The following is a 21,895-nucleotide window of genomic DNA, read 5'->3' on the forward strand; positions in this document are numbered from 1 at the left end:
GCACAGCCTGATGGCGGAGACCGAGGCCGCCGTGCGCGGCATGGTCGCCAGCGGCCTGGGCGCCGCGGTGCTACGCAAGGACCAGGCGCAGGCGGCGGTCGACGCCGGCGAGCTGCGCATCTGGCCGCATTGGCAGGACGAGACCTGGCTGTGCTGGCTCCAGCAGGAACAGGCCGAGGACCACGCGCTGCAGGCGCTGCGCGAGCTGGTGCACGAGGTCTGGCAGGACTGATCCCGCCGTGGCGCTCGACGCGTCGCCATTCTTCTGAGGCCCACCGGGGCGCTCCCGCGGCACGGCTCGGCTCGGCGGGTCCGAGTCCGAGTCCGAGTCCGGGTCCGGGTCCGGGTCCGGGTCCGGGTGGACGTGAGGGGCTTTTTCGACCGACCGGTCGGGCTGCGATACTCCGCCGATCACAAGGAGACTCGCACGTGGAAACCCTGCAGATGGCGACCGATGCGCGCGGCGTGACGCGCGTGACGATGAACCGGCCCGAGGTGTTCAACGCCTTCGACGAGGCCATGATCGCGGACCTCGACGCCGCCTTCGACCGCCTGGGCCGGGACCCCGCCGTGCGGATCGTCGTGCTCGAAGGTGCGGGCAAGGCCTTCAGCGCCGGCGCCGACCTCCAGTGGATGAAGCGAGCGTCGGAAGCGACGCAGGACTGGAACGTCGAGGACGCGCGCCGCTTCGCCGCCATGCTGGACCGCATCGCGCGCTGCCCCAAGCCGACGATCGCCAAGGTCCACGGCGTGGCGCTGGGCGGCGGCGTGGGCCTGACCCTCGCCTGCGACATCGCCGTCGCCGCGGCGGGCGCGCAGTTCGCGGTCAGCGAGGCGCGCTTCGGGATCTTGCCGTCGGTCATCGGCCCCTACGTGGTCAATGCCGTGGGCCCGCGCGAGGCGCGCCGGCTCGCGCTCACCGCCAGCCGCATTCCCGCCGCCGAGGCGCTGCGCATCGGCCTGCTGCACGAGGTCGTGGAGAGCGATGCCGCCGGCGGGCTCGACGCGGCCGTCGAGCGCTGGGTCGCGGAGCTGTTGATGAACGGCCCGCAGGCGCAGGCCGAGATCAAGGCGCTGTTCGCGCAACTCGACGTGGGGCCGGTGGACGGCGAGGTGCGTGAACTCACCGCGCAGACCATCGCCCGCGTGCGCATGGGGGCCGAAGCCAAGGAAGGCTTCGCGGCCTTCCTGGGCAAGCGCCCCGCAGCCTGGGTGCCGAAGACCGACGCGGCGTCCTGACCTCAGGATCGATCGCCGGATGCGCGCGGCCAGCATTCGGCGTCCGGCCTCGGGTGCCCCGGCGCTGACGCCCGCGGGACTGACGCGCAGCGGCCACGCGCACAAGATTCGAAACAGATGATGGAGACAGCAATGACGGCATCGACGGGAACCTGGCGCATCGCGAGCGCCGACGCGGCGCGGGCACCGGTGGCGGTGATCGGCGCCGGCGTGATGGGCGCGGGCATCGCGCAGGTGGCGGCGCAGGCGGGCCATCCGGTCCGGCTCATGGACCTGCGCGAAGGCGCCGCCGCGGCGGCGATCGCGCAGATCGGCAAGGCGCTCGATGGCCTGGTGGCGAAGGGCCGCATGGAACGCGATGCGCGCGACGCGGTGCTGGCGCGCCTGTCGCCGGCGGCCTCGACCGCGGAGCTGGCGGACGCCGCGCTCGTCATCGAGGTGATCGTCGAGAAGCTCGAACCCAAGCAGGCGCTGCTGCGCGAACTCGACGCGCTGCTGCCGCCCGATGCGCTGATCGCGTCCAACACCTCGTCGATCAGCATCACCGCGCTGGCCAACGGCATGGCGAATCCGCGCCGGCTCGTCGGCATGCACTTCTTCAACCCGGTGCCGCTGATGAAGCTGGTCGAGGTGGTCTGGGGCGCGGAGACGGACGCCTCCGCCGCGCAGGCGATCGAGGCGCTGTCGCGTCGCTGGGGCAAGACGCCGGTGCATGCGAAGTCGACGCCCGGCTTCATCGTCAACCGCATCGCGCGCCCGTATTACGCAGAGACGCTGCAACTGCTGCAGGAGCAGGCCGGCAGCCCGGCCCAACTGGATCGGGCGCTGCGCGGCGCCGGCTTCCGCATGGGGCCTTGCGAGCTGATGGACTTGATCGGCCACGACACCAACTACCTGGTCACGCAGTCGGTCTTCGAGGCCAACTTCGGCGACAAGCGCTATCAGCCTTCGCTGGTGCAGAAGGCGCTCGTCGATGGCGGCCGCCTCGGGCGCAAGGCGGGGAAGGGCTTCTACGAGGGCACGCCCGAGAACGCCGCGCCCGTCGCGGTGATCGATGGCGACGTCGGCGCGGTGACCTTGTCGGGTCGCGGCCCGCTGGTGGAGCTGCTGGGCGCCTGGATGGGCACCCGAGGCCTCGCGTTCGAGCGCGACGAGACGGCTGACTGGCAAGGCGTCGCGGTCGAAGGCGTCCAGCTGCATTTCACGCGCGGACGCTGCGCCGCACAGCTCGCGCGGGAGCGCAGCCAACCCGGCCTCGCGGTGATCGATTGGCCGCTCGCGCCCGATCGGATCGAGGGGCTGGCGATCGCCTTCGGGCCGCGCGTGGACAACGTCCAGCAGACCCATGCCGAGACGCTGCTGCGGCGCCTCGGCTGGGAGCCGCTGGTGCTGCGCGACGTGCCGGGCCTGGCCGTCGCCCGCACGATCGCGATGCTGATCAACGAGGGCGCCGATGCCGTCTGGCAGGGCGTCTGCGACGAGGCCGGCGCGGACACCGCGATGAAGCTGGGCGTGAACTATCCCGCCGGGCCCTTCGAGTGGCTCGCGCAACTGGGTGCGCCGCTCGTGGTCGATGCGCTCGCGGGGCTCTTCGAGGCCTATCGCAGCGAGCGGTACCGGATCAGCCCGCTGCTGCGCCAGCGTCTCTGGGCCTGAACGCGACCCTGTCGGTCCGGAAATGAAAAAGCGCCCCTCGGGGCGCTTCTTCGTTGAGCCGCAACGGCCTCAGAGCAGCATGCGCAGATGCGCTTGCGCCTGCAGCAGCGGGGGCAGGCAGTGCTCGACCATCTGCTCCATGCTCATGCGGGTCGCGTGGACGCTGATGGCCATCGCGGCGACGGTGTCGCCCTTGTAGTTCTTCAGCGGCACGGCCACCGAGCGCAGGCCTTGCTCCAGCTCCTGGTCGATCAGCGCGTAGCCCTGGGCGCGGGCGCGGGCGATCTCGATGCGCAGGCGCTCCGGGTGCGTGATCGTGTGCGGGGTCAGCGCGGTCAGTTCCTGGCGGGCGATGAAGGCGTCGACTTCCGCCTGCGGCTGCGCCGCCAGCAGCACGCGGCCATTGCCGGTGCAGTAGGCCGGCACGCGGGTGCCCGGCTGCAGCGTCGGCGAGACCACGCGGCCCGCGCTCGTCGCGGAGATGCAGATCACGTCGTTGCCGTCGAGCACGCCGGCCGAGGAGGCTTCCTTCATCGCATAGGCCAGCTTGTGCAGCTCGGGCTCGATGATGCGGGGCAGGCGGGCAGAGTGCATGTAGCTCTGGCCCAGGCGCAGCACCTTGGGGGTCAGCGCGAACATCTTGCGGTCCTGCGAGACGAAACCCAGGTGGGTCAGCGTCAGCAGGTAGCGGCGGGCGGCGGCGCGGGTCAGGCCGGTGCGGCCGGCAACTTCGCTGATGGTCAGGCGGGGACGTTCCTGATCGAAGGCTTCGATCACGGCCAGGCCTTTTTCCAGGCCGGCGACCAGGTCGCGTTTCAGCGGACCGGTGCGGACTTCAGCTTCAGGGGAGGGGGCGACCACCGGAATGGCGGTCAGGTCTTCATCGTGGGCTCGAGCAGCGGACATGGTGGGGAGGTGGTCGTGCGTTTGACGCCCAAATCTGCTGGGCGTAAGCAGGTGATGTCCAAAACTATAGGGACAACCCTGTGAAGAATGTTTGCCAGGGCAATTGTTTTGTTCCGCTATTCGCACCTGAATGCATCAACTTGGTGCATTTGCTGCGCACAACGCCCCACCGCCTGCGGAAAGCGGTGTGGTCGGGCGGTCAGCGGGGAAAAGGTGCGCGGAATCGCGATCGGAGCGTCGCTAAGCAAGCCGTCAATAGTCAGACATCATGCCTGTGGCGCCGCCGCCTACATATATGAGCGGTATGCGCCATCAAACTCGGTCAGTATCCCACGCGATGTGCGATTGGCGCCTACGTGGTCCTACGGGCGCCCATGACTATTTCTTTAGCGCCCCCAACTTTTGGATATGGGCGAAACGCCGCACAAGGCCGCTCTTGGCGGGGTTGGATGCACCAAAAAGAGGTCAGACAACCGAGGGCGGCGAAGTCAATCGTCTGACTATTGAAAACGGCCGCCCCGTATCGATCCGGGGTGGCCGTTGATTGGCGCCTGGGCCCGCGCTCAGGCGCCGGGCCGAAGCGGAGAGGCTCAGACGCGTTCGACGACGACCGCGATGCCCTGGCCGACGCCGATGCACATCGTGCACAGCGCATAACGGCCATTCGAGCGATGCAACTGGTTGATCGCCGTCATGACCAGCCGGGCGCCGCTGGCGCCGAGCGGGTGGCCAAGCGCGATCGCGCCGCCATTGGGGTTGACGCGCGGATCGTCGTCGCGAAGGCCCAGGTCGCGCAGCACCGCCAGGCCCTGCGCCGCGAAGGCCTCGTTCAGCTCGATGACGTCCATCTGCTCAAGTGTCAGGCCGACCTGCGCCAGCACCTTGCGCGCCGCCGGCGCCGGGCCGATGCCCATGATGCGCGGCGCCACACCGGCGGTGGCCATGCCGAGCACCCGCGCGCGCGGGGTCAGGCCGTGCCGGGCGATCGCCGCCTCGCTGGCCATCAGCAGCGCGCAGCTGCCGTCATTGACGCCCGACGCGTTACCAGCGGTCACGCTACCGTCCGGTCGGACGACGCCTTTCAGCTTGGCCAGCGCCTCCAGGCTGGTCTCGCGCGGATGCTCGTCCTGGCGGACGACCACCGCCTCGCCCTTCTTCTGGGGGATCGTCACCGGGCAGATCTCGGCATCGAAGAATCCGCTGCGCTGCGCGGCCAGCGCCTTGGTCTGGCTCGCCAGCGCCATGCGGTCCTGCGCCTCGCGCTCGATGCCGAAATCGACGGCGACGTTCTCCGCCGTCTCCGGCATCGCGTCGACGCCGTACTGGGCCTTCATCTTGGGATTGATGAAGCGCCAGCCGATGGTGGTGTCGTAGATCGCATTCGCCCGCGAGAAGGCGCTTTCCGCCTTGGGCATCACGAACGGTGCGCGGCTCATGCTCTCGACGCCGCCGGCGATCAGCAGCTGCGCCTCGCCCGCGCGGATCGCCCGGGCCGCGGTGCCGACGGCATCCATGCCGGAGCCGCACAGGCGGTTCAGCGTCACGCCCGGCACCGCGATCGGCAGGCCGGCGAGCAGCGCCGACATCCGCGCCACGTTGCGGTTGTCCTCGCCGGCCTGGTTGGCGCAACCGTAGAACACGTCGTCGAGCGCCTCCCAGTCCAGCCCCGCATGGCGGGCCATCAAGGCCTGGATGGGCACCGCGCCCAGGTCATCCGCCCGGACCGCCGACAGGGCGCCGCCGTACCGCCCGAAAGGGGTGCGCTGCGCATCGCAAACAAAGGCATGCATGAAAGTCTCCTGAATATTTATGAGAATGCGGGCTGCGCGGGATCATAGGGGTCCTCAGGAAAAACCCGTGACAAGTTGCACGCACAGTCCGGGATCATGCGCGGCGCCGCGCGATGGACGCGCTTTTCATTTAAGTTGCGGCCCTGGGCAGCCGAAGCTGCTGACGAGGGCGTCTGAACCGGGCGCGGAACTACAAGAATGAAGGACAGATCGGCCGATCCGCTCATCGATGTGAACCAGCTGAAAGTGGGGATGTTCATTCATCTCGACCTCGGCTGGATGTCGCATCCCTTCCCGCTCAGCAGCTTCAAGCTGAGTTCGGAGGAGCAGTTGCTGATCCTGCGCCGGCTGGGCCTGAAGCAGGTGCGCTGGAGCCCGGGCAAGAGCGAGCTCCCGCTGGAAGCCACGCCGATGCCGCCGACGGCCGCCGCTCCGGCCGTGGTCGCCGAGGCCGCTCACGACGCCGAGGACGATGCCCGCGAGCGTCATCGTCGGCTGCTGGCCGAGCAGCGCGAGGCGCTGCTGCTGTGCGAGCGCCAGTACGCCGAGGCGGCCACCGCCCTGCGCGACCTGATCGACCTGGTGCCGCGCGAGCCGACCGACGCCCGCGACCGGTCCGCCGCGCTGTCCCGCGCGCTGCTGGACAAGATGCTGGTCGAGGGCGACATCAACATCCGCCTGCTCAACGAGGGTGCCGGCGACCGCGGCACCGCGCATGCGCTGAACGTCGCGGTGATCGCGATGCTGCTGGGCCGGGCCTTCGGCCTGGGGCGCGACGAGATGCTGGACCTCGGCCAGGGCGCGCTGCTGCACGACATCGGCAAGATGGAGCTGACGCCCCGCTTCCGCCATCGCGACGACAGCTTCACCGCCGCCGAGGTCGCCGCGTACCAGCAGCACGTCGCCAAGGGCGTGATGGTGGGCCAGAAGATGGGGGTGGGCGCCGGCCCGCTGCTGATCATCGCCCAGCACCATGAACACGCCGACGGCAGCGGCTTCCCGCAGCGCCTGAACGCCGACCGCATGAGCATCGGCGCCCGCATCGTGGCACTGGTCAACCGCTTCGACGGGCTGTGCAATCCGCTGCTCAGCTCCAAGGCGATGACGCCGCACGAGGCGCTCTCGCTGATGTTCGCGCAGGGGCGCAGCCGTTTCGACGCCACGATGCTCAATGCCTTCATCCGCATGATGGGGGTGTACCCGCCGGGCTCCGTCGTGCAGCTGACCGACGACCGCTATGCGCTGGTCGTGGCGGTGAACTCCTCGCGGCCGCTCAAGCCCCGGGTCATGGTCCATGACGCCAAGGTGCCGCGCGAAGAGGCCCTGGTCCTGAACCTGGAAGAGCTGCCCGACCTCGGCATCCGCCGCAGCGTCAAGCCGCAGCAGCTGCCGCGGGCGTCGCTGGACTACCTCAGCCCTCGCAGCCGCATCGCCTATTTCTTCGAGTCGGCCGGCCCGCAGCCCATGCCGCCCGGGGAGATGGCCGCGTGAACTTCCCCGCCCGGTCGCCGGCGGCAACGCCGGTCGCGTTCAACACCGCCTTCCTCCCGTTGATCGACGGCCTGCAGGAAGCGGTGTGGCTGGTCGATGCCCGCACCCACTGCGTGGTCGCGGTGAACGCCGCGTCGCAGCAGCTGCTCGGGCTGCCGGCGAAGGACCTGGTCGGCGCGAGCGTCGACTCGCTGGCCTCGACGCCGGAGGACGCGCTGTTCTGGATGGACGCCGCCATCGGTCGCCGCGAGAGCCTGCACACCGACACGATGATGCGTCACGCCGATGGACGCATGCTGTGGGTCTCGCGTCGCATCAGCCACGTGGCGCAGCCGCAGGGCGACGGGCTGTGGCTGGTCGCCATGCGCGACCAGACCCAGCAGCGCCAACACGACGAGGAGCGGGAGACGCTGCTCGCCGAACTGCGCGCGACGCTGGAATCCACCGCCGACGGCATCCTGGTGACTGACCTGGCGGGCCGCATCCGCAGCTTCAACCAGCGGCTGGCGTCGCTGTGGGGCATTCCCGAGGACCTGCTCAACGAGCGCAACGACGAGGCCGTGCAGGCCTGGATGCGCCGCAGCGTCGTTGATGGCGCCGCCTATGCGATGCGGCTGGGCGCGATTCAGGAATCGCCGCTGCTGCACACCAGCGACAATCTCAAGCTGATCGACGGTCGCGTGCTGGAGCGCGTGTCGCTGCCGCAGTGGAGCCGCGGCCGGCCGATCGGCCGCGTCTACTCGTTCCGCGACCTGAGCGAAAAACTCGCGGCGCACCAGCGCATCGAGGAGCTGTCCCACAACGACATGCTCACCGGCCTGCCCAACCGGCGCGCGCTGATGGAGCGCGTCGACTACGCGCAGGCCATGGCGCGGCGCGAGACAACCCCCTTCGCGCTGCTCAACGTCGACCTGGACCGCTTCAAGCAGATCAACGACACGCTGGGCCATGCCTATGGCGATCGCGTGCTCAAGGAAGTCGCGCTGCGTCTGAAGGAGTCGCTGCGCGAGGTCGACACGGTCGCCCGCCTGGACGGCGACGAGTTCGCGCTGCTCATCCATCAGGCCGATGCCCGCGGCGCGGAGCACGCGGCCCGTCGCGTCCAGGAGGCGATGTCGCGCCCCTTCTGCTTCGACACCCTGAGCTTCACCGTCACCTGCAGCACCGGCATCGCGCTGTTCCCGGGCGACGGCGCCAGCGCCGAGGAACTGCTCGCCAGTGCCGAGCGCGCGATGCACTGGGTCAAGGAAAGCGGCCGCAGCGCGTTCCGCTTCCATCAGCCGCGCAAGGACGTGGACCTGCTGTCGCGCATGCGGCTGGACCATGCGATGCGCCAGGCACTGCAGGAACACGAATTCCGGCTGCACTTCCAGCCGCAGGTGTCGCTCGAGACCGGCGAGCTGATCGGCGCCGAGGCGCTGATCCGCTGGCGCGACCCGCTGCGCGGCGACGTGCCGCCGTCCGAGTTCATTCCGGTCGCCGAGGAGAGCGGCTTCATCGTCGCGATCGGCCAATGGGTGCTGCAGCAGGCGGTGGCGCAGGCGGCGGCATGGCTGGAGAAAGGCCTGCGCGTGCCGGTGGCGGTCAACGTGTCGGCGCTGCAGTTCCAGCAGACGCAGTTCGTCGAGCAGGTCGCCCAGGCGCTGCGCGCCTATGACCTGCCGCCGTCGCTGCTGGAACTGGAACTGACCGAATCCGTGCTGCTGCGCGACGCGGACGAGGCGCTGCATCGCATGCAGGCGCTGTCGGAGCTCGGCGTGCTGATGGCGATCGACGACTTCGGCACCGGGTATTCCAGCCTCGGCTACCTGAAGCGCTTCCCGATCCAGCGGCTCAAGATCGACCGCAGCTTCGTCAAGGGCCTGCCGGGCGACGCCAGCGATGCCGGCATCGTCAACGCCATTGTGCAGATGGGCCGCGCGCTGAACCTACAGGTCATCGCCGAGGGCGTGGAGACCGAGGCGCAGCGCGACTTCCTCGCCCGCTGCGGATGCCACGAGTACCAGGGCTTCTTGTGCGCGCCAGCGCTGGAGACGCGGGCCTTCGAGGAGCGCCATGCCCAGATCGCCGCGCAGGCCCAGGCCGGGCAGGCGGCGCGCGCGCAGACCGCAGTGCTGCGTCCGGCGCGCGCGTCGGTGCACCTGCTGCGCGGCGCCTGACGCGGACGGCCGCGCGCGGGCGCGGATCGGGAGACCTCTCCACTGGCGTTCCAACGACGACGGCACAATGCGCCGGTGGCCGCCGTCGACGGCCGGGAGACAAGCGTGCTGTACAAGTTCAAGTCGAAGGCGGGCGCCGATGTCATCATGCTGGCGGCCCATGGCGATCAGGCGCTGAAGGCGCTGGGACGCGAGCCCGCGGCGCAGGGCATCTTCCAGGCCGGGCACCTGCCGGCGCTGATCGCGCGCGGCGAGGCGGCCATCGCCGAGGAACAGCAGGCGCTGGACCGCGCCGCGCAGGAGGCGCAGGCGGAGGGCCGCAAGTCGCCGCCCAAGCCGGAGGTGATGCTGCGCCAGCGGCTGTGGCCGCTGCTGGAACTGCTGCGCGCCGCGCATTCCGCCAATGCCGATGTGGTCTGGGGCGTCTGAGTGGAATCGACCCAGATCCTGGCGATCCGGCACGGCGAGACCGCGTGGAACCGCGAAGGCCGGCTGCAAGGTCACCTCGACCTGCCGTTGAACGCGATGGGGATGCGCCAGGCCGAGCGGCTCGGCGCCGCGCTGGCCGAGCACGCGATCGACGCAGTCTATGCCAGCGACCTCGCCCGGGCCGCGGTGACCGCCCGGCATGTCGCGGCGCCGCATGGGTTGGAGGTCCGCCACGATAAGCGCCTGCGCGAGCGGGCGTTCGGCGTCCATGAAGGCAAGCTCTGGGCCGAGGTCGAAGCCGCGTTTCCCGAGGATGCGCTGCGTTGGCGCCGCCGCGATCCGGACTTCGAGCCGTCCGGCGGCGAGAGCCTGACCGCGCTCTATGCGCGCTGCATCGCCGTGGTGTCCGAACTGGCCACGGCGCACGCCGGGCAGACGATCGCCATCGTCGCGCACGGCGGCGTCCTGGACTGCCTCTATCGCGCCGCGACCCGCATCGACCTGCAGGCGCCGCGCAGCTGGGTCCTGGGCAATGCCAGCATCAACCGGCTGCTGCATTCGCCGCAAGGCTTCAGCCTGGTGGGCTGGAACGACGACCATCACCTGCACGGCCTGGCGCTGGACGATCCCGGCGTGCCCGGATTCATGCCCACCGCGCCGCAGACGGCCAAGGCCTGACCCCGCGGACCGCAGCGACCGGACGCCCCGGCGCCGGACCGCGGACGCCGACATCGACAGAAGCGCCGCATCGAGCGCTCATCGAGGAGACACATGACCGACGCACAGATCATCGTGCTGGCCACGCCGGTGTTCTTCGCCCTGATCGGGCTGGAGTACTGGATCGGCCTGCGCCGCGGCCGCAACACCTACCGGCTCAACGACGCGATCAGCAGCATCGCGCTGGGCATGCTCAGCCAGGTCGTGGGCGTGCTGACCAAGCTCTTCACGCTGGGCATCTACACCTGGGTCTTCGAGCATGCCGCGCTGGCGAAGCTGGACGCGGGGGCCTGGTGGGTCTGGCTGCTGGGGCTGCTGTTCTACGACTTCCTCTATTACTGGCATCACCGGCTCGGCCACACCACGGCGCTGCTGTGGGCGGCCCATGCGGTGCATCACCAGAGCGAGGACTACAACCTGTCCACCGCGCTGCGCCAGACCGGCAGCGGCTGGCTGGTCGGATGGATCTTCTACATGCCGATGGCGATCCTGGGTTTCCCACCGCTGGTCTACGCCGTGGTCGCCCTGGTCGACCTGCTGTACCAGTTCTGGGTGCACACCCAGCAGATCGGCAAGTTGGGCTGGTTCGACCGCTGGTTCTGCTCCCCGTCGAACCACCGCGTGCATCACGCCGTCAACGACCCCTATCTCGATCGCAACTACGGCGGAATCCTGGTGATCTGGGACCGCTTGTTCGGCAGCTTCCAGGAGGAACTGGACCACGAGCCCTGCGTCTACGGCACCCGTGACGCGCTGCGGAGCTGGAATCCCTGGACGGCGAACGTCCAGGTCTACGCCCGGCTGATCGGCAAGATGCGACGCACGCCGCGCTGGCGGGACAAGCTGCGGCTCTGGTGGGAGCCGGCGCATTGGGAGCCCGGCCTCGGTGCTCGCATAGCGCCCGGCTACGACCCCCGGGCGCGGGCGCTCTTCGACCCGGCGGTCGCGCCCTCGCGCGCGTGGGCGGCCGCGGCGATGTTCCTGTTGATGCTCGGCGCGGTGGCGCTGTTCCTCTGGAACGCCCACAGGCTCGGGGCCGCGGGGCAGCTTGCCGTGCTGGTCGGACTGCTCGCCGGACAGGTGCTGACGGCCCGTCTGCTTACACCTTTGCCGCCTGGATCCCACCCCTAACGGGGAACTGTTGCAATTTCGCGTCGAGTGTTATGGGTGCGTGCAACGCACTTCTATACTCCGCACACCTTGCAGTACCGCCATTGAGCCAGACCGGCTGAAACCTCCAACTGATGAAGGTGGATATGAAGAAGATTGCAATCGCTGCGGCCATCGCGGCTCTCTCCGCACCGGTGTTCGCGCAAAGCTCCGTCACGCTCTGGGGCCGCATCAACACCTCGGTGGAAAGCATCAAGACCGGCAACCGCGACCGCGTTGCCTCGGTGATCAACAACAACTCCCGTCTGGGCTTCAAGGGTACGGAAGACCTGGGTGGCGGACTGAAGGCCAGTTTCGCCCTGGAGCACGGCCTGAACTCGGACGACGGCCGCCAGACCAACTCGGCGTTCTGGAACCGTGAAGCCAGCGTGCAGCTGTCCGGCGACTTCGGTGCCGTCCGTCTGGGCCGCTGGACCCCGGGCTCCTACTACGCCACCGCCGACTACGTGTCGATGCACAACCACGACACCGGCACGTCGGAAGACAAGCTGTACTCGGGCGCCGGCTTCACGCAGACCAACAAGGTCGGCTACTTCACCCCGAACATCAGCGGCTTCAACGCCGAGTTCGCGCTGCACGCCGGTGAAGGCGTCGATCCGCGCGGCTACGACGTGGCGCTGAACTACGACCAGGGCCCGCTGCACCTGGGCGCTGGCTACAGCAAGCAGGGCGACGCCAACCAGTGGGCCATCCGCGGCCTGTACGAACTGGGCGCCTTCACCTTCGGCGGCTACGCGCAGCGTGAAGACGACTCGCGTTCGCTGGGCAAGGACAAGCGCTGGATCGGCCGCGCCGCCGTGATGTACACGATGGGCCAGTCGGAATTCCACCTGAACGTCGGTGGCACCAAGGCCGGTGGCTCCTCGTTCAACAACGGCCGCAACGGTGGCAAGCAGTACACGCTGGCCTACAACTACAACCTGAGCAAGCGCACCAAGCTCTACGCCTTCTACACCGCCGTGGACGCCACCACCGCGAACAAGGCCGACGACCTGAACTCGTTCGCTCTGGGCATTCGCCACAACTTCTGATCCCCGGATCAGGAACGACAAAGGCGCTCTTCGGAGCGCCTTTTTCATTGGTGCCGTCGTTCGGTGGCGCGGCGCTCGCCGCCGCGTCCCTTGCCCGGTCCCCTGATTCGATTACTCGAGGTCGAACAGCTGCCCCGCCTGCTTGGGCGGCGCCACGCCGAGGTGGCGATAGGCCGCCAGCGTCGCGATCCGTCCCCGCGGCGTGCGCTGCAGGAAGCCCTGCTGGATCAGATAGGGCTCGATGACGTCCTCGATGGTGCCGGGCTCCTCGCCGATGGCGGCGGCGACGTTGTCCAGTCCCACCGGGCCGCCGTCGAAGCGGTGCACCACCGCCTCCAGCAGCTTGCGGTCCATCAGGTCGAAGCCCAGCGGATCGACGTCCAGCATCGCCAGCGCCTTCTCCGCGATCGTGCGGGTGATGGTGCCGTCGCTCTTGACCTCGGCGTAGTCGCGCACGCGGCGCAGCAGCCGGTTGGCGATCCGCGGCGTGCCCCGCGAGCGCCGCGCCACCTCCAGCGCCCCGGCCGGCTCGATCGCCGCGCCGAGCAGCGAGGCCGAGCGCGTCACGATGCGCTGCAGCTCGTCGGCGGTGTAGAACTCCAGCCGCGCCACGATGCCGAAGCGGTCGCGCAGCGGGTTGGTCAGCATGCCGGCGCGCGTCGTGGCCCCGACCAGCGTGAAGGGCTGCAGGTCCAGCTTGATCGAGCGGGCCGCCGGGCCCTCGCCGATCATGATGTCGATCTGGTAGTCCTCCAGCGCCGGGTACAGGATTTCCTCGACGACCGGCGACAGCCGGTGGATCTCGTCGATGAAGAGCACGTCGTTGCGCTCGAGGTTGGTCAGGATGGCCGCCAGGTCCTTGGGTTTCTCCAGCACCGGCCCGCTGGTCTGGCGCAGGTTCACGCCCAGCTCCGCGGCGACGATGTGGCTCAGCGTGGTCTTGCCCAGGCCGGGGGGGCCGAACAGCAGCACATGGTCGAGCGCCTCGCGCCGCTTCTTGGCGGCGCCGATGAAGATCTCCAGCTGCTCCCGCGCCTTGGCCTGGCCGACGTATTCATCGAGCAGCTTGGGCCGCAGCGCACGCTCGATCGCGTCCTCGTTGGGCGAGGCGGGATGGGCGCTGATCAGGCGGGCCTGCTGCGGCGCGGGGGTGAAGTCGTCGGTCTGGATGCTCATGGCGAGGGACGGGGCGGCTGGGGGCCGATCATGACAGGTGCTTCATCGCCAGCTTGATGCCGTCGCTGACGCCGACGTCCGCCGGCAGCGTCTTGAGCGCGGCGCCGGCTTCCTTTTCGCTGTAGCCCAGGGCCACCAGCGCCTGCAGGATGTCCGCCTGCGCGTCGTTCGCGATCGCCACCGGCTGCGACAGGTCGGGGCTGAGCTTGCCCTTGAGTTCCAGCAGCAGCCGCTCGGCGGTCTTCTTGCCGATGCCCGGCACCTTGACCAGGCGCCCGGCCTCCTGGCGCGACACCGCCTGCGCCAGGTCGCCGACCGACATGCCCGACAGCAGCGACAGCGCCATCTTCGGTCCCACGCCGCTGATCTTGATCAGCAGGCGGAAGGTGGCGCGTTCCTCGGCGGTGAGGAAGCCGAACAGCACATGGGCGTCCTCGCGGATGCTGAGGTGCGTCAACAGCGTGGCGCGCTCGCCCAGGTTCGGCAGGTTGAAGAAGGTGCTCATCGGCACGTCGACTTCGTAGCCGACGCCTTGCACGTCGATGAGAACCTGCGGGGGCGACTTTTCCGCGATGACGCCGGTGAGCTTGCCGATCATGGGCGCGGATTATCCGCGTTCGGCGGCGCCCGGCGGGCGTTTCGCTGGATGTTTGTCCAGTATTTTCCCGAGGCCTGCGAACCCCGCCCGGCGCGCGGCCGGTGCGGCGCTCAATTGCGGCCGAACAGGCCCAGGCGCTGCGCTTCGAGAGCCGCCTCGGCGCGCGAGCTCACGTTGAGCTTGCGATAGATCTGCTTGACGTAGTCCGCGATCGTGTGGCGCGACAGGCCCAGCTGCACGCCGATCTCCGGCAGTGTGAAGCCCTTGGCCACGCGCAGCAGCACCTCGGTTTCGCGGTCGGTCAGCGAGACCTCGTGCAGCACCTGCGCCGCCTGCGGCCGGCGCTGCGAGGTGAAGTAGGCGATGACCTTGCGCGCGATCGACGGCGACAGCGGCGGCTCGCCCTGGCTGATGCGCTGCAGCTGCTCGACCAGCAGCTCGCGCGACTGTTCCTTGAGCAGGTAGCCGAAGGCGCCGGCCTGCAGCGCGGGGAAGAGGTGCTCGTCGTCGTCGTGGATGGTGACGATGACCGACTGGACCTCCGGCTGCTTCTCGCGCAGCGCCGAGATCACGTCGACGCCGGAGCCGTCGGGCAGGCCCAGGTCCAGCAGCGCCAGCGTGAAGCGCTGCGTGCTGACCTGCTGCAGCGCGTCCTGCACCCGCGAGCATTCGGTGACCACCGCGTTGGCGAAGACCTGTTTCACCAGGACCTTGAGCCAGGCGCGGATTTCGGGAATGTCTTCGAGCAGCAGGATGTGGTTCATGGCGCGGGATTCTTGCTCAGGAATGAGGCGCCGGCAGCCTGCCTGGCGGGTGTTTGCAACGGTACGGCTTTCTCGGCGGGCTGACCATCCGGATCGGCGCCGGAGTGTGGCGTCGTCGGCAATGGATCACGCCGCGGGCGGCTTTGCAGCCGGCGCGCCTCAAAGCGGGATGGTCAGCCGGATCACCGTGCCCCAGCCGGGGCCGGATTCGACCAGGCACTGGCCATGCATCTGCTTGGCGCGTGCCTTCATGCTGGCCATGCCGTGTCCCTTGTCCAGGCGACCTTCCAGCTCGAGCGGGATGCCCTGGCCGTTGTCCTGGATCACCACCGAGAAGTAGCCGTCCTGGGCCGAGCAGCTGATCACGCAGTGCGTCGCGCCGCTGTGCTTGATGATGTTGCTGACCGACTCGCGCAGGATGCGCGTGGTCTGCACGTAGGCCCGCGCGGGGAAGGTGTGCTCGATGTCCTCGGCCGGCGATTTCCATTCCGCCAGGATGTTGGCCTGGGCCAGGCGGGACACCACCTCCGCGCGCCAGTCGCCGAGCGCGTCCAGCAGTTGGACCGGCTTGCCGGTCAGGCCGCGCACCGACAGCCGCATTTCCTCGAGCGCCTCGCGCGCCAGCGTCGAGATGCGGTCCGACTCGCTGGTGTGGACGATGGTCAGCAGCTTGGCGCCGAGGTCGTCGTGCAGGTCGGCGGCGATGCGCTTGCGCTCGCGCTCGGTGACCTGCTCCAGCTTGGCCTCGGCGACCTGGTCGAAATGGCGCTCCAGTTCCGCGATGCGTTCCTGCAGGCGCAGCTCCCCCTGCAGCACGGCGAGCTCGGCCTGCGTCAGCGCGCGGGCGAACTCGCGCACGCGATGCAGGCCCAGGCCCAGCAGCGACAGCGGGCCGAGGATGCCGGCCAGCCCGCTGCCCGGCAGGAACCAGGCCGACAGCACCGCCAGCGCGCCGAAGCCGATCAGCACGCAACTCAGGACGAAATCGAAGCGCGGGTAGCGCTCCTCGAGCGTCGGCAGGAACATGTCCTGCCACAGCTGCCAGAGATGCCATCCCATGGTCACCAGCAACTGGGCACCCAGCCACCACAGCGCGAAGCCGGCTACGCGCGAAGCCGGCACCGGCAGCAGCAGGGCGGCGGGGAAGAGCAGGGCCTGCGCCAGCAGCAGGCGATGCAGGCGCCGGTCGCGGCGCCGCGTGCGACGCATCAGGTAATGGACCGCGCACCAGAGCAGCCACGGCGCCAGGACCACCGCGATCGCCGTCTGCCAGGAGGACAGCGGCGACAGGCCGACCATGACCACCCAGCCCGGCATCAGCGCCAGCAGCCAGGCGATGTGGCGCTGGGCGCGGCGCTGCCAGATCAGCAGGCCCAGCGCGAAGGCCATCAACACCAGCGCGGACTGCAGGCCGTAAGCCAGCTGCGGCGCGAGCTTGCTCCAGAGCGTCGCGAAGGACCAGGTGGAGATGCCCTCGCCACTGGCGGCCGCGGCGCCCGCCACCTGGGCCAGGCAGACCGGCACCGCCAGGGTCAGGGCGGCCGCGGTGCCGGCGGCGAACTGCCTCGCGGCGCCCGGCGCCGCCGCGGCCGAGTTGCGGCCGGCGGCCTCCCCGTGTTGTTCTGTGGTCCGGTGCATGGGGCGCGATTGTGCAGGCGCGGCACGCGCGTGGCACATCGACGCGCGACAATACCGCCCTCAACCCCCCTGAATACGGAGCTTCCTCCGCCTTGAACCTGCGCCACGCCTTCACCCCCGCCGACAACCGGCGCCTGTCGCACCTGTGCGGCCCGCTGGACGAGCACCTCCGCCAGATCGAGGCGGCCCTGTCCGTGCGGATCACCCATCGCGCCGAGCACTTCAACATCGAGGGCGAACGCGCCGCGGCGCGGCGCACGCTGGCCTTGATGGAGGCGCTCTACGCGCGGGCCGACCGGGCCATTCCCGGCGAGACGTTGCGGCTGGCGATCGTCGAGGCGGCCAACGACGTGGGCGCGCCGGCCCGGTCCGGCCCGGCCACGCCGGACGACGAGGACAACGTGGTGCTGCGCACGCGCCGCGCCGACCTGGCCGGACGCACGGCCAACCAGCATCACTACCTGCGCCGGATCCTGTCGCATGACATCAGCTTCGGCATCGGCCCGGCGGGCACCGGCAAGACCTTCCTCGCGGTGGCTTGCGCGGTGGACGCGCTCGAGCGTTCGACGGTGCAGCGCATCATCCTGACGCGTCCGGCCGTGGAGGCCGGCGAGCGGCTGGGTTTCCTGCCCGGCGACCTGACCCAGAAGGTCGATCCCTACCTGCGCCCGCTGTACGACGCGCTTTATGACCTGATGGGTTTCGACCGCGTCACCAAGGCCTTCGAGAAGGGCCAGCTCGAGATCGCGCCGCTGGCCTTCATGCGGGGCCGCACGCTGAACCATGCGTTCGTCATCCTCGACGAGGCCCAGAACACCACGCCCGAGCAGATGAAGATGTTCCTGACCCGCATCGGCTTCGGCAGCAAGTGCGTGGTGACCGGCGACACCAGCCAGATCGACCTGCCGCGCGGCATGCACAGCGGGCTGGTCGATGCCGAGCAGGTGCTGGACGGCGTCGACGGCATCGCGATCACGCGCTTCAACCGGACCGATGTGGTGCGCCATCCGCTGGTGGCGCGCATCGTCCAGGCCTACGAGGACCGGGACGAAGTGGCGGCCCGCGAGGAGGCCCGCGAGCAGCAGGAGCGCGAAGCCCGCTTCGCCGAGGAGCGCGAGGAGCGCCGCCTGCGCGCCATCCAGCTGCGCGAAGCATCGGCGGCCCGCTTTGACGACGCAGCCGCGCCGGCGCCTGCGCCTGCGAAGCCTGCTGCGAGGAAGCCGGCGGCAAGGCCAGCGGTCGCAAAGCCGGCGGCCGCCACGAAGGCCGTCGCCAAGGCGCCTGCCGTGAAGAAGTCCGCCATCAAGAAGCCTGCGCCGAAGAAATCGGCGGCGAAGAAGCCGGCGGCGAAGACATCCGCCGCGAAGCCGGCTCGCAAGGGAGTCGCGCGATGAGCCGTCCGGAACTGAGCCTGTCGCTGCAATTCGCCGATCCGCGCCACAAGGCGCAGTTGCCGCGGCACAAGGTCATCCGCTGGATGCGCGCGGCGCTCGAGCTGCCGGGCGAGATCACGGTGCGCATCGTCGACGCGGAGGAAGGACAGGCGCTCAACCGCGAGTACCGCTCGAAGGACTACGCGACCAACGTGCTGACCTTCGACTACACGCACGAGCCGGTGGTCGCCGCGGACCTGGTGATCTGCGCCGAGGTCGTCGAGCGCGAAGCCAGGGAGATGGGCCTGGACCTCGCCGCGCATTACGCGCACATGCTGGTCCACGGCACGCTGCACGCGCAGGGCTACGACCACGAGGAAGACGACGAGGCCGAGTGCATGGAAGCGCGCGAGACCGAGATCATGCTCGGCCTGGGTTTCGCCGACCCCTACGCGAAGCGCTGAGGCGGGCGCGCCGCGGCCGACGCCCGAGCGCTACTGCTGGGAGCCGAGATAGCGCTTGCGCCAGAAGAAGGCGCCGAGCGCCAGCGCGGTGACCACCATCACGCCGACGGCGATCCAGAAGCCGGTGGCGGCGTGGATCAGCGGCAGGTTGTCGAAGTTCATGCCGAAGACGCCGGTGATCAGGTTCAGCGGCAGGAAGATGGCCGTGAGCACGGTCAGCGTCCGCATGATGTTGTTGGTGCGCTCGCCGGTGAGCGAGAAGTGCATCTGCACCGAGGTCTCCGCGGAGGTCTCCAGCCGCCGGACATGGGTCAGCACCCGCTCGATGTGTTCGAGCACGTCCCGCGAGCGCACACGCAGCAGTTCGCGCTCGCGCTCCGCGCGGGCATCGCCGGCCGGCCATTCGCCCAGCGCGTCGATCCACTCCTGCACCGCGCTGCGCTGGTCCTCGCAGAGGTCCTCCAGCCGCGAGAGCGTGTCGCGCGCATGCAGCACGACGGACCAGTCCCGGAAGTGGCCGCGGCGGTCCAGCAGCAGGCCCTGCAGCGTCGTCAGCTGGCGGGTCAGCAGCCGGCGCAGGTCCAGGTAGCTGTCCACCATGTGGTTCACCATGCGCAGCATCAGCTCGGCCGGGCTGGTCGGGAGCCGCGTGCTGCCGCGCAGGTCGCGGCCCTCCTGCTGCGCACCGAGCTTGCCGGCGAAGTAGTCGCGCAGCGAGCACTCGCCCGGATGCACCGTGATCAGGACGCGGTCGAAGACGGCGAAACCGACGGGACTGGTGTCGATCGCTTTCAGCGCGTCGTTGACGCCCGCGGCGTTGCGGGGTTCGTCGTCGGCCAGGAGCTGCTGGCTGCCCGGTATCGTCGCCAGCCGGCGGAAGACCATGAGGTCGTACCAGCTGGTGTAGTCGAAGTGCGAGGGCAGCTGCGGATTCATCAGGTCCGAGACATGCAGGTCGAGCAGCTGCGCGCCCGACCAGCGTGTCAGCCGCTGCTGCAGCGCGCCGAGTTGCAGTTCGAACTCGCGTCGCGGCAGGCCGATCCACAGGAAGCCCTCCGGGGGGAGGTCCTCGGGCAGCGCGGCCAGTTCTTCGTAGAGCGCGTCGCTGAGATGGAAGATGCGCATGCGTCGGTCGGGCAGGCCGCGTGCCGCGGCCTCAGGCACCGGCGCGCAGCAGACGCGCCGCGTCCATCGCGAAGTAGGTGAGGATGCCGTCGGCGCCGGCGCGCTTGAAGGCCAGCAGCGCCTCGAGCATCACCGCGTCGTGGTCCAGCCAGCCATTCGCGGCGGCGGCCTTGATCATGGCGTACTCGCCGCTGACCTGGTAGGCGAAGGTCGGGACGCGAAACTCCTCCTTCACCAGGCGCACGATGTCCAGGTAAGGCATGCCGGGCTTGACCATCACCATGTCGGCGCCCTCGGCCAGATCCAGGCCGACCTCGCGCAGCGCCTCGGCGCTGTTGCCCGGGTCCATCTGGTAGGTTTTCTTGTCGGCCTTGCCCAGGTTGGCGCGCGAGCCCACCGCGTCGCGGAACGGGCCGTAGAAGGCGCTGGCGTACTTGGCGCTGTAGGCCATGATCCGCGTGTGGATGTGCTCGTCAGCCTCCAGCGCGGCGCGGATGGCGCCGATGCGGCCGTCCATCATGTCGCTGGGCGCGACGATATCCACGCCCGCGCGGGCCTGGACCAGCGCCTGCGCCTTGAGCAGTTCCACGGTGCGGTCGTTCAGGATGTAGCCCTGCTCGTCCAGCACGCCGTCCTGGCCGTGGCTGGTGTAGGGGTCGAGCGCGACGTCGGTCAGCACGCCCAGGCCCGGGACCCGTTCCTTGAGCGCGCGCACGACGCGCGGGATCAGGCCGTCGGGATTGGTCGCCTCGATGCCGTCGGGCGTCTTCAGCGCCGGGTCGATCGCCGGGAACAGCGCCATCACCGGGATGCCGAGCTCCACGCATTCCTCGGCGACGGGGAGCAGCCGGTCCAGGCTCAGCCGCGACACCCCCGGCATGGACGCGATCGGTTCGACGCGGTTGTCCCCCTCATGGACGAAGACCGGAAAGATCAGGTCGCTGGCGTGCAGGCGGTGTTCGCGGACCAGCGCCCGGGTGTAGGCATCGCGACGCAGGCGACGGGGGCGGCTGGCGGGATAAGGTGCGGGAAGTTGCATGGTTTCCGAGAAATACCACCGGGTTGGGGGGCGCTAGGGGAAAGCCGAGATTCCGAAATTCGGCAGATCTGTTAAAGTCGCTCCTGAATGATAGCCGTTCGGCTGTCGTTCCCTGCTTTTCCTCCCTGAGCAGGAGCCTTAGCGTGATGACAGCGATAAGGCTTTCCGACCCCGGCTGTGAAGCCGGGGTTTTTTTTCGCGCCATCCATAATGCCGCGATGCTCTGGATCAAAGCGCTTCATATCATTTTCGTCGCCGCGTGGTTCGCCGGCCTGTTCTACCTGCCGCGGATCTTCGTGAACCTGGCCATGGTGCCGGCTGACAGCCATGCCGAACGCGAGCGACTGCTGCTGATGGCCCTGAAGCTCTACCGCTTCAGCAGCGGGCTGATGCTGCTGGCGCTGCTCTTCGGCGCATTCTCTGGCTTTATTACGGCATCGGTCGCGGTCCGGGCAATGGCTGGATGCATGCCAAGCTGGCGCTGGTGGTGGCGGTGATCGGCTACCACCACATGTGTCGCGCCTTCCTGCGCAAGTTCGAGCTGATCGCCAATCGCCGCAGCCACAAGTGGTTCCGCGTCTTCAACGAGGTCTCGGTGCTGCTGTTCGCGGCGATCGTGATCCTGGTCGTCGTCAAGCCTTTCTAATCCCGTGATGCAGCGGCGCAGCTCCGCCACCTGGCTGGCCCTGTGCTACGCCGTGCTGGTGGTCTACGCCAGCCTCTATCCCTTCTGGCCCTGGCGGATGCCGCCCAGCCTGCCCTGGCCCGGCGTCATCGGCCTGCCTTGGCCGCGCTACTGGGGCAAGTTCGACCTCTGGATCAACGTCGCCGGCTACTGGCCGCTGGGCCTGCTGTGCTTTTCCGCGGTGATCCGCAGTGGCGGCGGCCTGTGGCGCGCGCTGCTGCTGACGCTGGTCGGCCTGCCGCTGCTGTCGTTCGCGATGGAGACGCTGCAGTACTTCCTCCCTGGCCGCGTTCCTTCTCTGGCGGACTTCCTGCTCAACAGCGCCGGCGCCTGGCTGGGCGCGTTCTGCGCCTGGGGCGTGCTGCGACTGGACGGTCTGGCGCGCTGGAACGGTTGGCGCGAGCGCTGGTTCGTGCCGCACAGCGCCGGCGCGCTGGCGCTGCTG

General features: G+C 69.3%; 18 protein-coding genes and 3 pseudogenes. 13 read left to right on the forward strand and 8 right to left on the reverse strand.

Translation table 11 applies throughout. The features are described 5' to 3' along the window. The 3 genes and pseudogenes from FUT87_RS28455 to FUT87_RS05395 all read left to right on the forward strand — a co-directional run. Window positions 1-232: pseudogene (locus FUT87_RS28455) on the forward strand (substrate-binding domain-containing protein); the annotation flags it as partial. A 212-nt stretch (window positions 233-444) separates the two neighbouring features. Then, a complete protein-coding gene (locus tag FUT87_RS05390) occupies window positions 445-1,239 on the forward strand; it encodes an enoyl-CoA hydratase-related protein (RefSeq protein ID WP_147239802.1) in 795 nt (264 codons plus the stop codon). Between the two features lie 132 nt (window positions 1,240-1,371). Further along, window positions 1,372-2,895, forward strand: a complete 1,524-nt coding sequence (locus FUT87_RS05395) for a 3-hydroxyacyl-CoA dehydrogenase (protein WP_147240326.1) — start codon at window positions 1,372-1,374, stop codon at window positions 2,893-2,895. Between the two features lie 69 nt (window positions 2,896-2,964). Here FUT87_RS05395 and FUT87_RS05400 read toward each other — a convergent pair whose 3' ends face one another. Together FUT87_RS05400 and pcaF are read right to left on the reverse strand one after the other, a co-directional pair. After that, entirely contained in the window at window positions 2,965-3,801 is an 837-nt protein-coding gene (locus FUT87_RS05400) for an IclR family transcriptional regulator C-terminal domain-containing protein (protein WP_091731190.1), read from the reverse strand. Between the two features lie 590 nt (window positions 3,802-4,391). Further along, on the reverse strand, window positions 4,392-5,591 hold the full coding sequence (gene pcaF / locus FUT87_RS05405) for a 3-oxoadipyl-CoA thiolase (RefSeq protein ID WP_091731194.1): 1,200 nt from the start codon (window positions 5,589-5,591) through the stop codon (window positions 4,392-4,394). 198 nt (window positions 5,592-5,789) lie between these two features. On the opposite strand from pcaF, the gene FUT87_RS05410 reads away from it, so the two are divergent. The 6 genes from FUT87_RS05410 (at window position 5,790) to FUT87_RS05435 (ending at window position 12,588) form a co-directional block, all read left to right on the forward strand. Next, window positions 5,790-7,082, forward strand: coding sequence for an HD-GYP domain-containing protein (locus tag FUT87_RS05410; protein ID WP_147240327.1), 1,293 nt, complete (start codon window positions 5,790-5,792; stop codon window positions 7,080-7,082). Beyond that, window positions 7,079-9,241, forward strand: coding sequence for a bifunctional diguanylate cyclase/phosphodiesterase (locus tag FUT87_RS05415; protein WP_147240328.1), 2,163 nt, complete (start codon window positions 7,079-7,081; stop codon window positions 9,239-9,241). The genes FUT87_RS05410 and FUT87_RS05415 overlap by 4 nt, the downstream gene beginning before the upstream one ends. Before the next feature lie 105 nt (window positions 9,242-9,346). Then, entirely contained in the window at window positions 9,347-9,670 is a 324-nt protein-coding gene (locus tag FUT87_RS05420; RefSeq protein WP_147240329.1) for a DUF1840 domain-containing protein, read from the forward strand. Further along, window positions 9,671-10,348: a histidine phosphatase family protein gene (locus FUT87_RS05425; protein WP_147240330.1), complete on the forward strand. Its 678-nt coding sequence runs from the start codon at window positions 9,671-9,673 to the stop codon at window positions 10,346-10,348. A gap of 93 nt (window positions 10,349-10,441) precedes the next feature. Then, a complete protein-coding gene (locus FUT87_RS05430) occupies window positions 10,442-11,518 on the forward strand; it encodes a sterol desaturase family protein (RefSeq protein ID WP_147240331.1) in 1,077 nt (358 codons plus the stop codon). 125 nt (window positions 11,519-11,643) lie between these two features. Next, window positions 11,644-12,588 carry a porin gene (locus FUT87_RS05435; protein ID WP_091731210.1) on the forward strand — a complete coding sequence of 315 codons (945 nt, stop codon included), beginning with the start codon at window positions 11,644-11,646 and terminating at the stop codon, window positions 12,586-12,588. Between the two features lie 111 nt (window positions 12,589-12,699). Here the strand turns inward: FUT87_RS05435 and ruvB are convergent, their stop codons facing one another. From ruvB to FUT87_RS31340, 4 genes are all read right to left on the reverse strand, one after another. After that, window positions 12,700-13,764 carry a Holliday junction branch migration DNA helicase RuvB gene (gene ruvB, locus FUT87_RS05440; RefSeq protein WP_091731215.1) on the reverse strand — a complete coding sequence of 355 codons (1,065 nt, stop codon included), beginning with the start codon at window positions 13,762-13,764 and terminating at the stop codon, window positions 12,700-12,702. Window positions 13,765-13,792: 28 nt separating this feature from the next. Next, window positions 13,793-14,362: a Holliday junction branch migration protein RuvA gene (gene ruvA, locus FUT87_RS05445; RefSeq protein WP_091731218.1), complete on the reverse strand. Its 570-nt coding sequence runs from the start codon at window positions 14,360-14,362 to the stop codon at window positions 13,793-13,795. Window positions 14,363-14,472: 110 nt separating this feature from the next. Next, the gene (locus FUT87_RS05450; protein WP_091731221.1) at window positions 14,473-15,126 is read right to left on the reverse strand and encodes a response regulator transcription factor; all 654 of its coding nucleotides are present in this window, start codon (window positions 15,124-15,126) and stop codon (window positions 14,473-14,475) included. A gap of 159 nt (window positions 15,127-15,285) precedes the next feature. Beyond that, entirely contained in the window at window positions 15,286-16,764 is a 1,479-nt protein-coding gene (locus FUT87_RS31340) for a sensor histidine kinase (protein ID WP_147240332.1), read from the reverse strand. A 92-nt stretch (window positions 16,765-16,856) separates the two neighbouring features. Between FUT87_RS31340 and FUT87_RS05460 the strand changes: the two are divergent. Both FUT87_RS05460 and ybeY read left to right on the forward strand, forming a co-directional pair. Next, window positions 16,857-17,831 (forward strand): annotated as a pseudogene (locus FUT87_RS05460) (PhoH family protein); the annotation flags it as partial. 323 nt (window positions 17,832-18,154) lie between these two features. Continuing rightward, on the forward strand, window positions 18,155-18,601 hold the full coding sequence (gene ybeY, locus FUT87_RS05465) for an rRNA maturation RNase YbeY (RefSeq protein ID WP_147240334.1): 447 nt from the start codon (window positions 18,155-18,157) through the stop codon (window positions 18,599-18,601). A 30-nt stretch (window positions 18,602-18,631) separates the two neighbouring features. Here ybeY and FUT87_RS05470 read toward each other — a convergent pair whose 3' ends face one another. Both FUT87_RS05470 and hemB read right to left on the reverse strand, forming a co-directional pair. Beyond that, complete coding sequence (locus tag FUT87_RS05470; RefSeq protein ID WP_091731227.1) at window positions 18,632-19,726, reverse strand: magnesium transporter CorA family protein; 1,095 nt, start codon at window positions 19,724-19,726, stop codon at window positions 18,632-18,634. Window positions 19,727-19,757: 31 nt separating this feature from the next. Beyond that, window positions 19,758-20,765 (reverse strand): porphobilinogen synthase, encoded by a 1,008-nt coding sequence (gene hemB, locus FUT87_RS05475; RefSeq protein ID WP_147240335.1) that lies wholly within the window; start codon window positions 20,763-20,765, stop codon window positions 19,758-19,760. A 218-nt stretch (window positions 20,766-20,983) separates the two neighbouring features. Here hemB and FUT87_RS05480 point away from each other — a divergent pair. Both FUT87_RS05480 and FUT87_RS05485 read left to right on the forward strand, forming a co-directional pair. Then, a pseudogene (locus FUT87_RS05480) lies at window positions 20,984-21,411 on the forward strand (CopD family protein). A gap of 7 nt (window positions 21,412-21,418) precedes the next feature. Beyond that, on the forward strand, window positions 21,419-21,895 hold a 477-nt coding region (locus FUT87_RS05485), incomplete at its 3' end, for a VanZ family protein (protein WP_147240336.1).

This window comes from Mitsuaria sp. TWR114, from assembly GCF_007997345.1.

Coding starts and splice junctions, on each gene's coding strand:
- FUT87_RS05390 (WP_147239802.1), top strand. CDS start 445: ATGGCGACCGATGCGCGCGGCGTGACGCGCGTGACGATGAACCGGCCC.
- FUT87_RS05395 (WP_147240326.1), top strand. CDS start 1,372: ATGACGGCATCGACGGGAACCTGGCGCATCGCGAGCGCCGACGCGGCG.
- FUT87_RS05400 (WP_091731190.1), bottom strand. CDS start 3,801: ATGTCCGCTGCTCGAGCCCACGATGAAGACCTGACCGCCATTCCGGTG.
- pcaF (WP_091731194.1), bottom strand. CDS start 5,591: ATGCATGCCTTTGTTTGCGATGCGCAGCGCACCCCTTTCGGGCGGTAC.
- FUT87_RS05410 (WP_147240327.1), top strand. CDS start 5,790: ATGAAGGACAGATCGGCCGATCCGCTCATCGATGTGAACCAGCTGAAA.
- FUT87_RS05430 (WP_147240331.1), top strand. CDS start 10,442: ATGACCGACGCACAGATCATCGTGCTGGCCACGCCGGTGTTCTTCGCC.
- FUT87_RS05435 (WP_091731210.1), top strand. CDS start 11,644: ATGAAGAAGATTGCAATCGCTGCGGCCATCGCGGCTCTCTCCGCACCG.
- ruvB (WP_091731215.1), bottom strand. CDS start 13,764: ATGAGCATCCAGACCGACGACTTCACCCCCGCGCCGCAGCAGGCCCGC.
- ruvA (WP_091731218.1), bottom strand. CDS start 14,362: ATGATCGGCAAGCTCACCGGCGTCATCGCGGAAAAGTCGCCCCCGCAG.
- FUT87_RS05450 (WP_091731221.1), bottom strand. CDS start 15,126: ATGAACCACATCCTGCTGCTCGAAGACATTCCCGAAATCCGCGCCTGG.
- FUT87_RS31340 (WP_147240332.1), bottom strand. CDS start 16,764: ATGCACCGGACCACAGAACAACACGGGGAGGCCGCCGGCCGCAACTCG.
- ybeY (WP_147240334.1), top strand. CDS start 18,155: ATGAGCCGTCCGGAACTGAGCCTGTCGCTGCAATTCGCCGATCCGCGC.
- FUT87_RS05470 (WP_091731227.1), bottom strand. CDS start 19,726: ATGCGCATCTTCCATCTCAGCGACGCGCTCTACGAAGAACTGGCCGCG.
- hemB (WP_147240335.1), bottom strand. CDS start 20,765: ATGCAACTTCCCGCACCTTATCCCGCCAGCCGCCCCCGTCGCCTGCGT.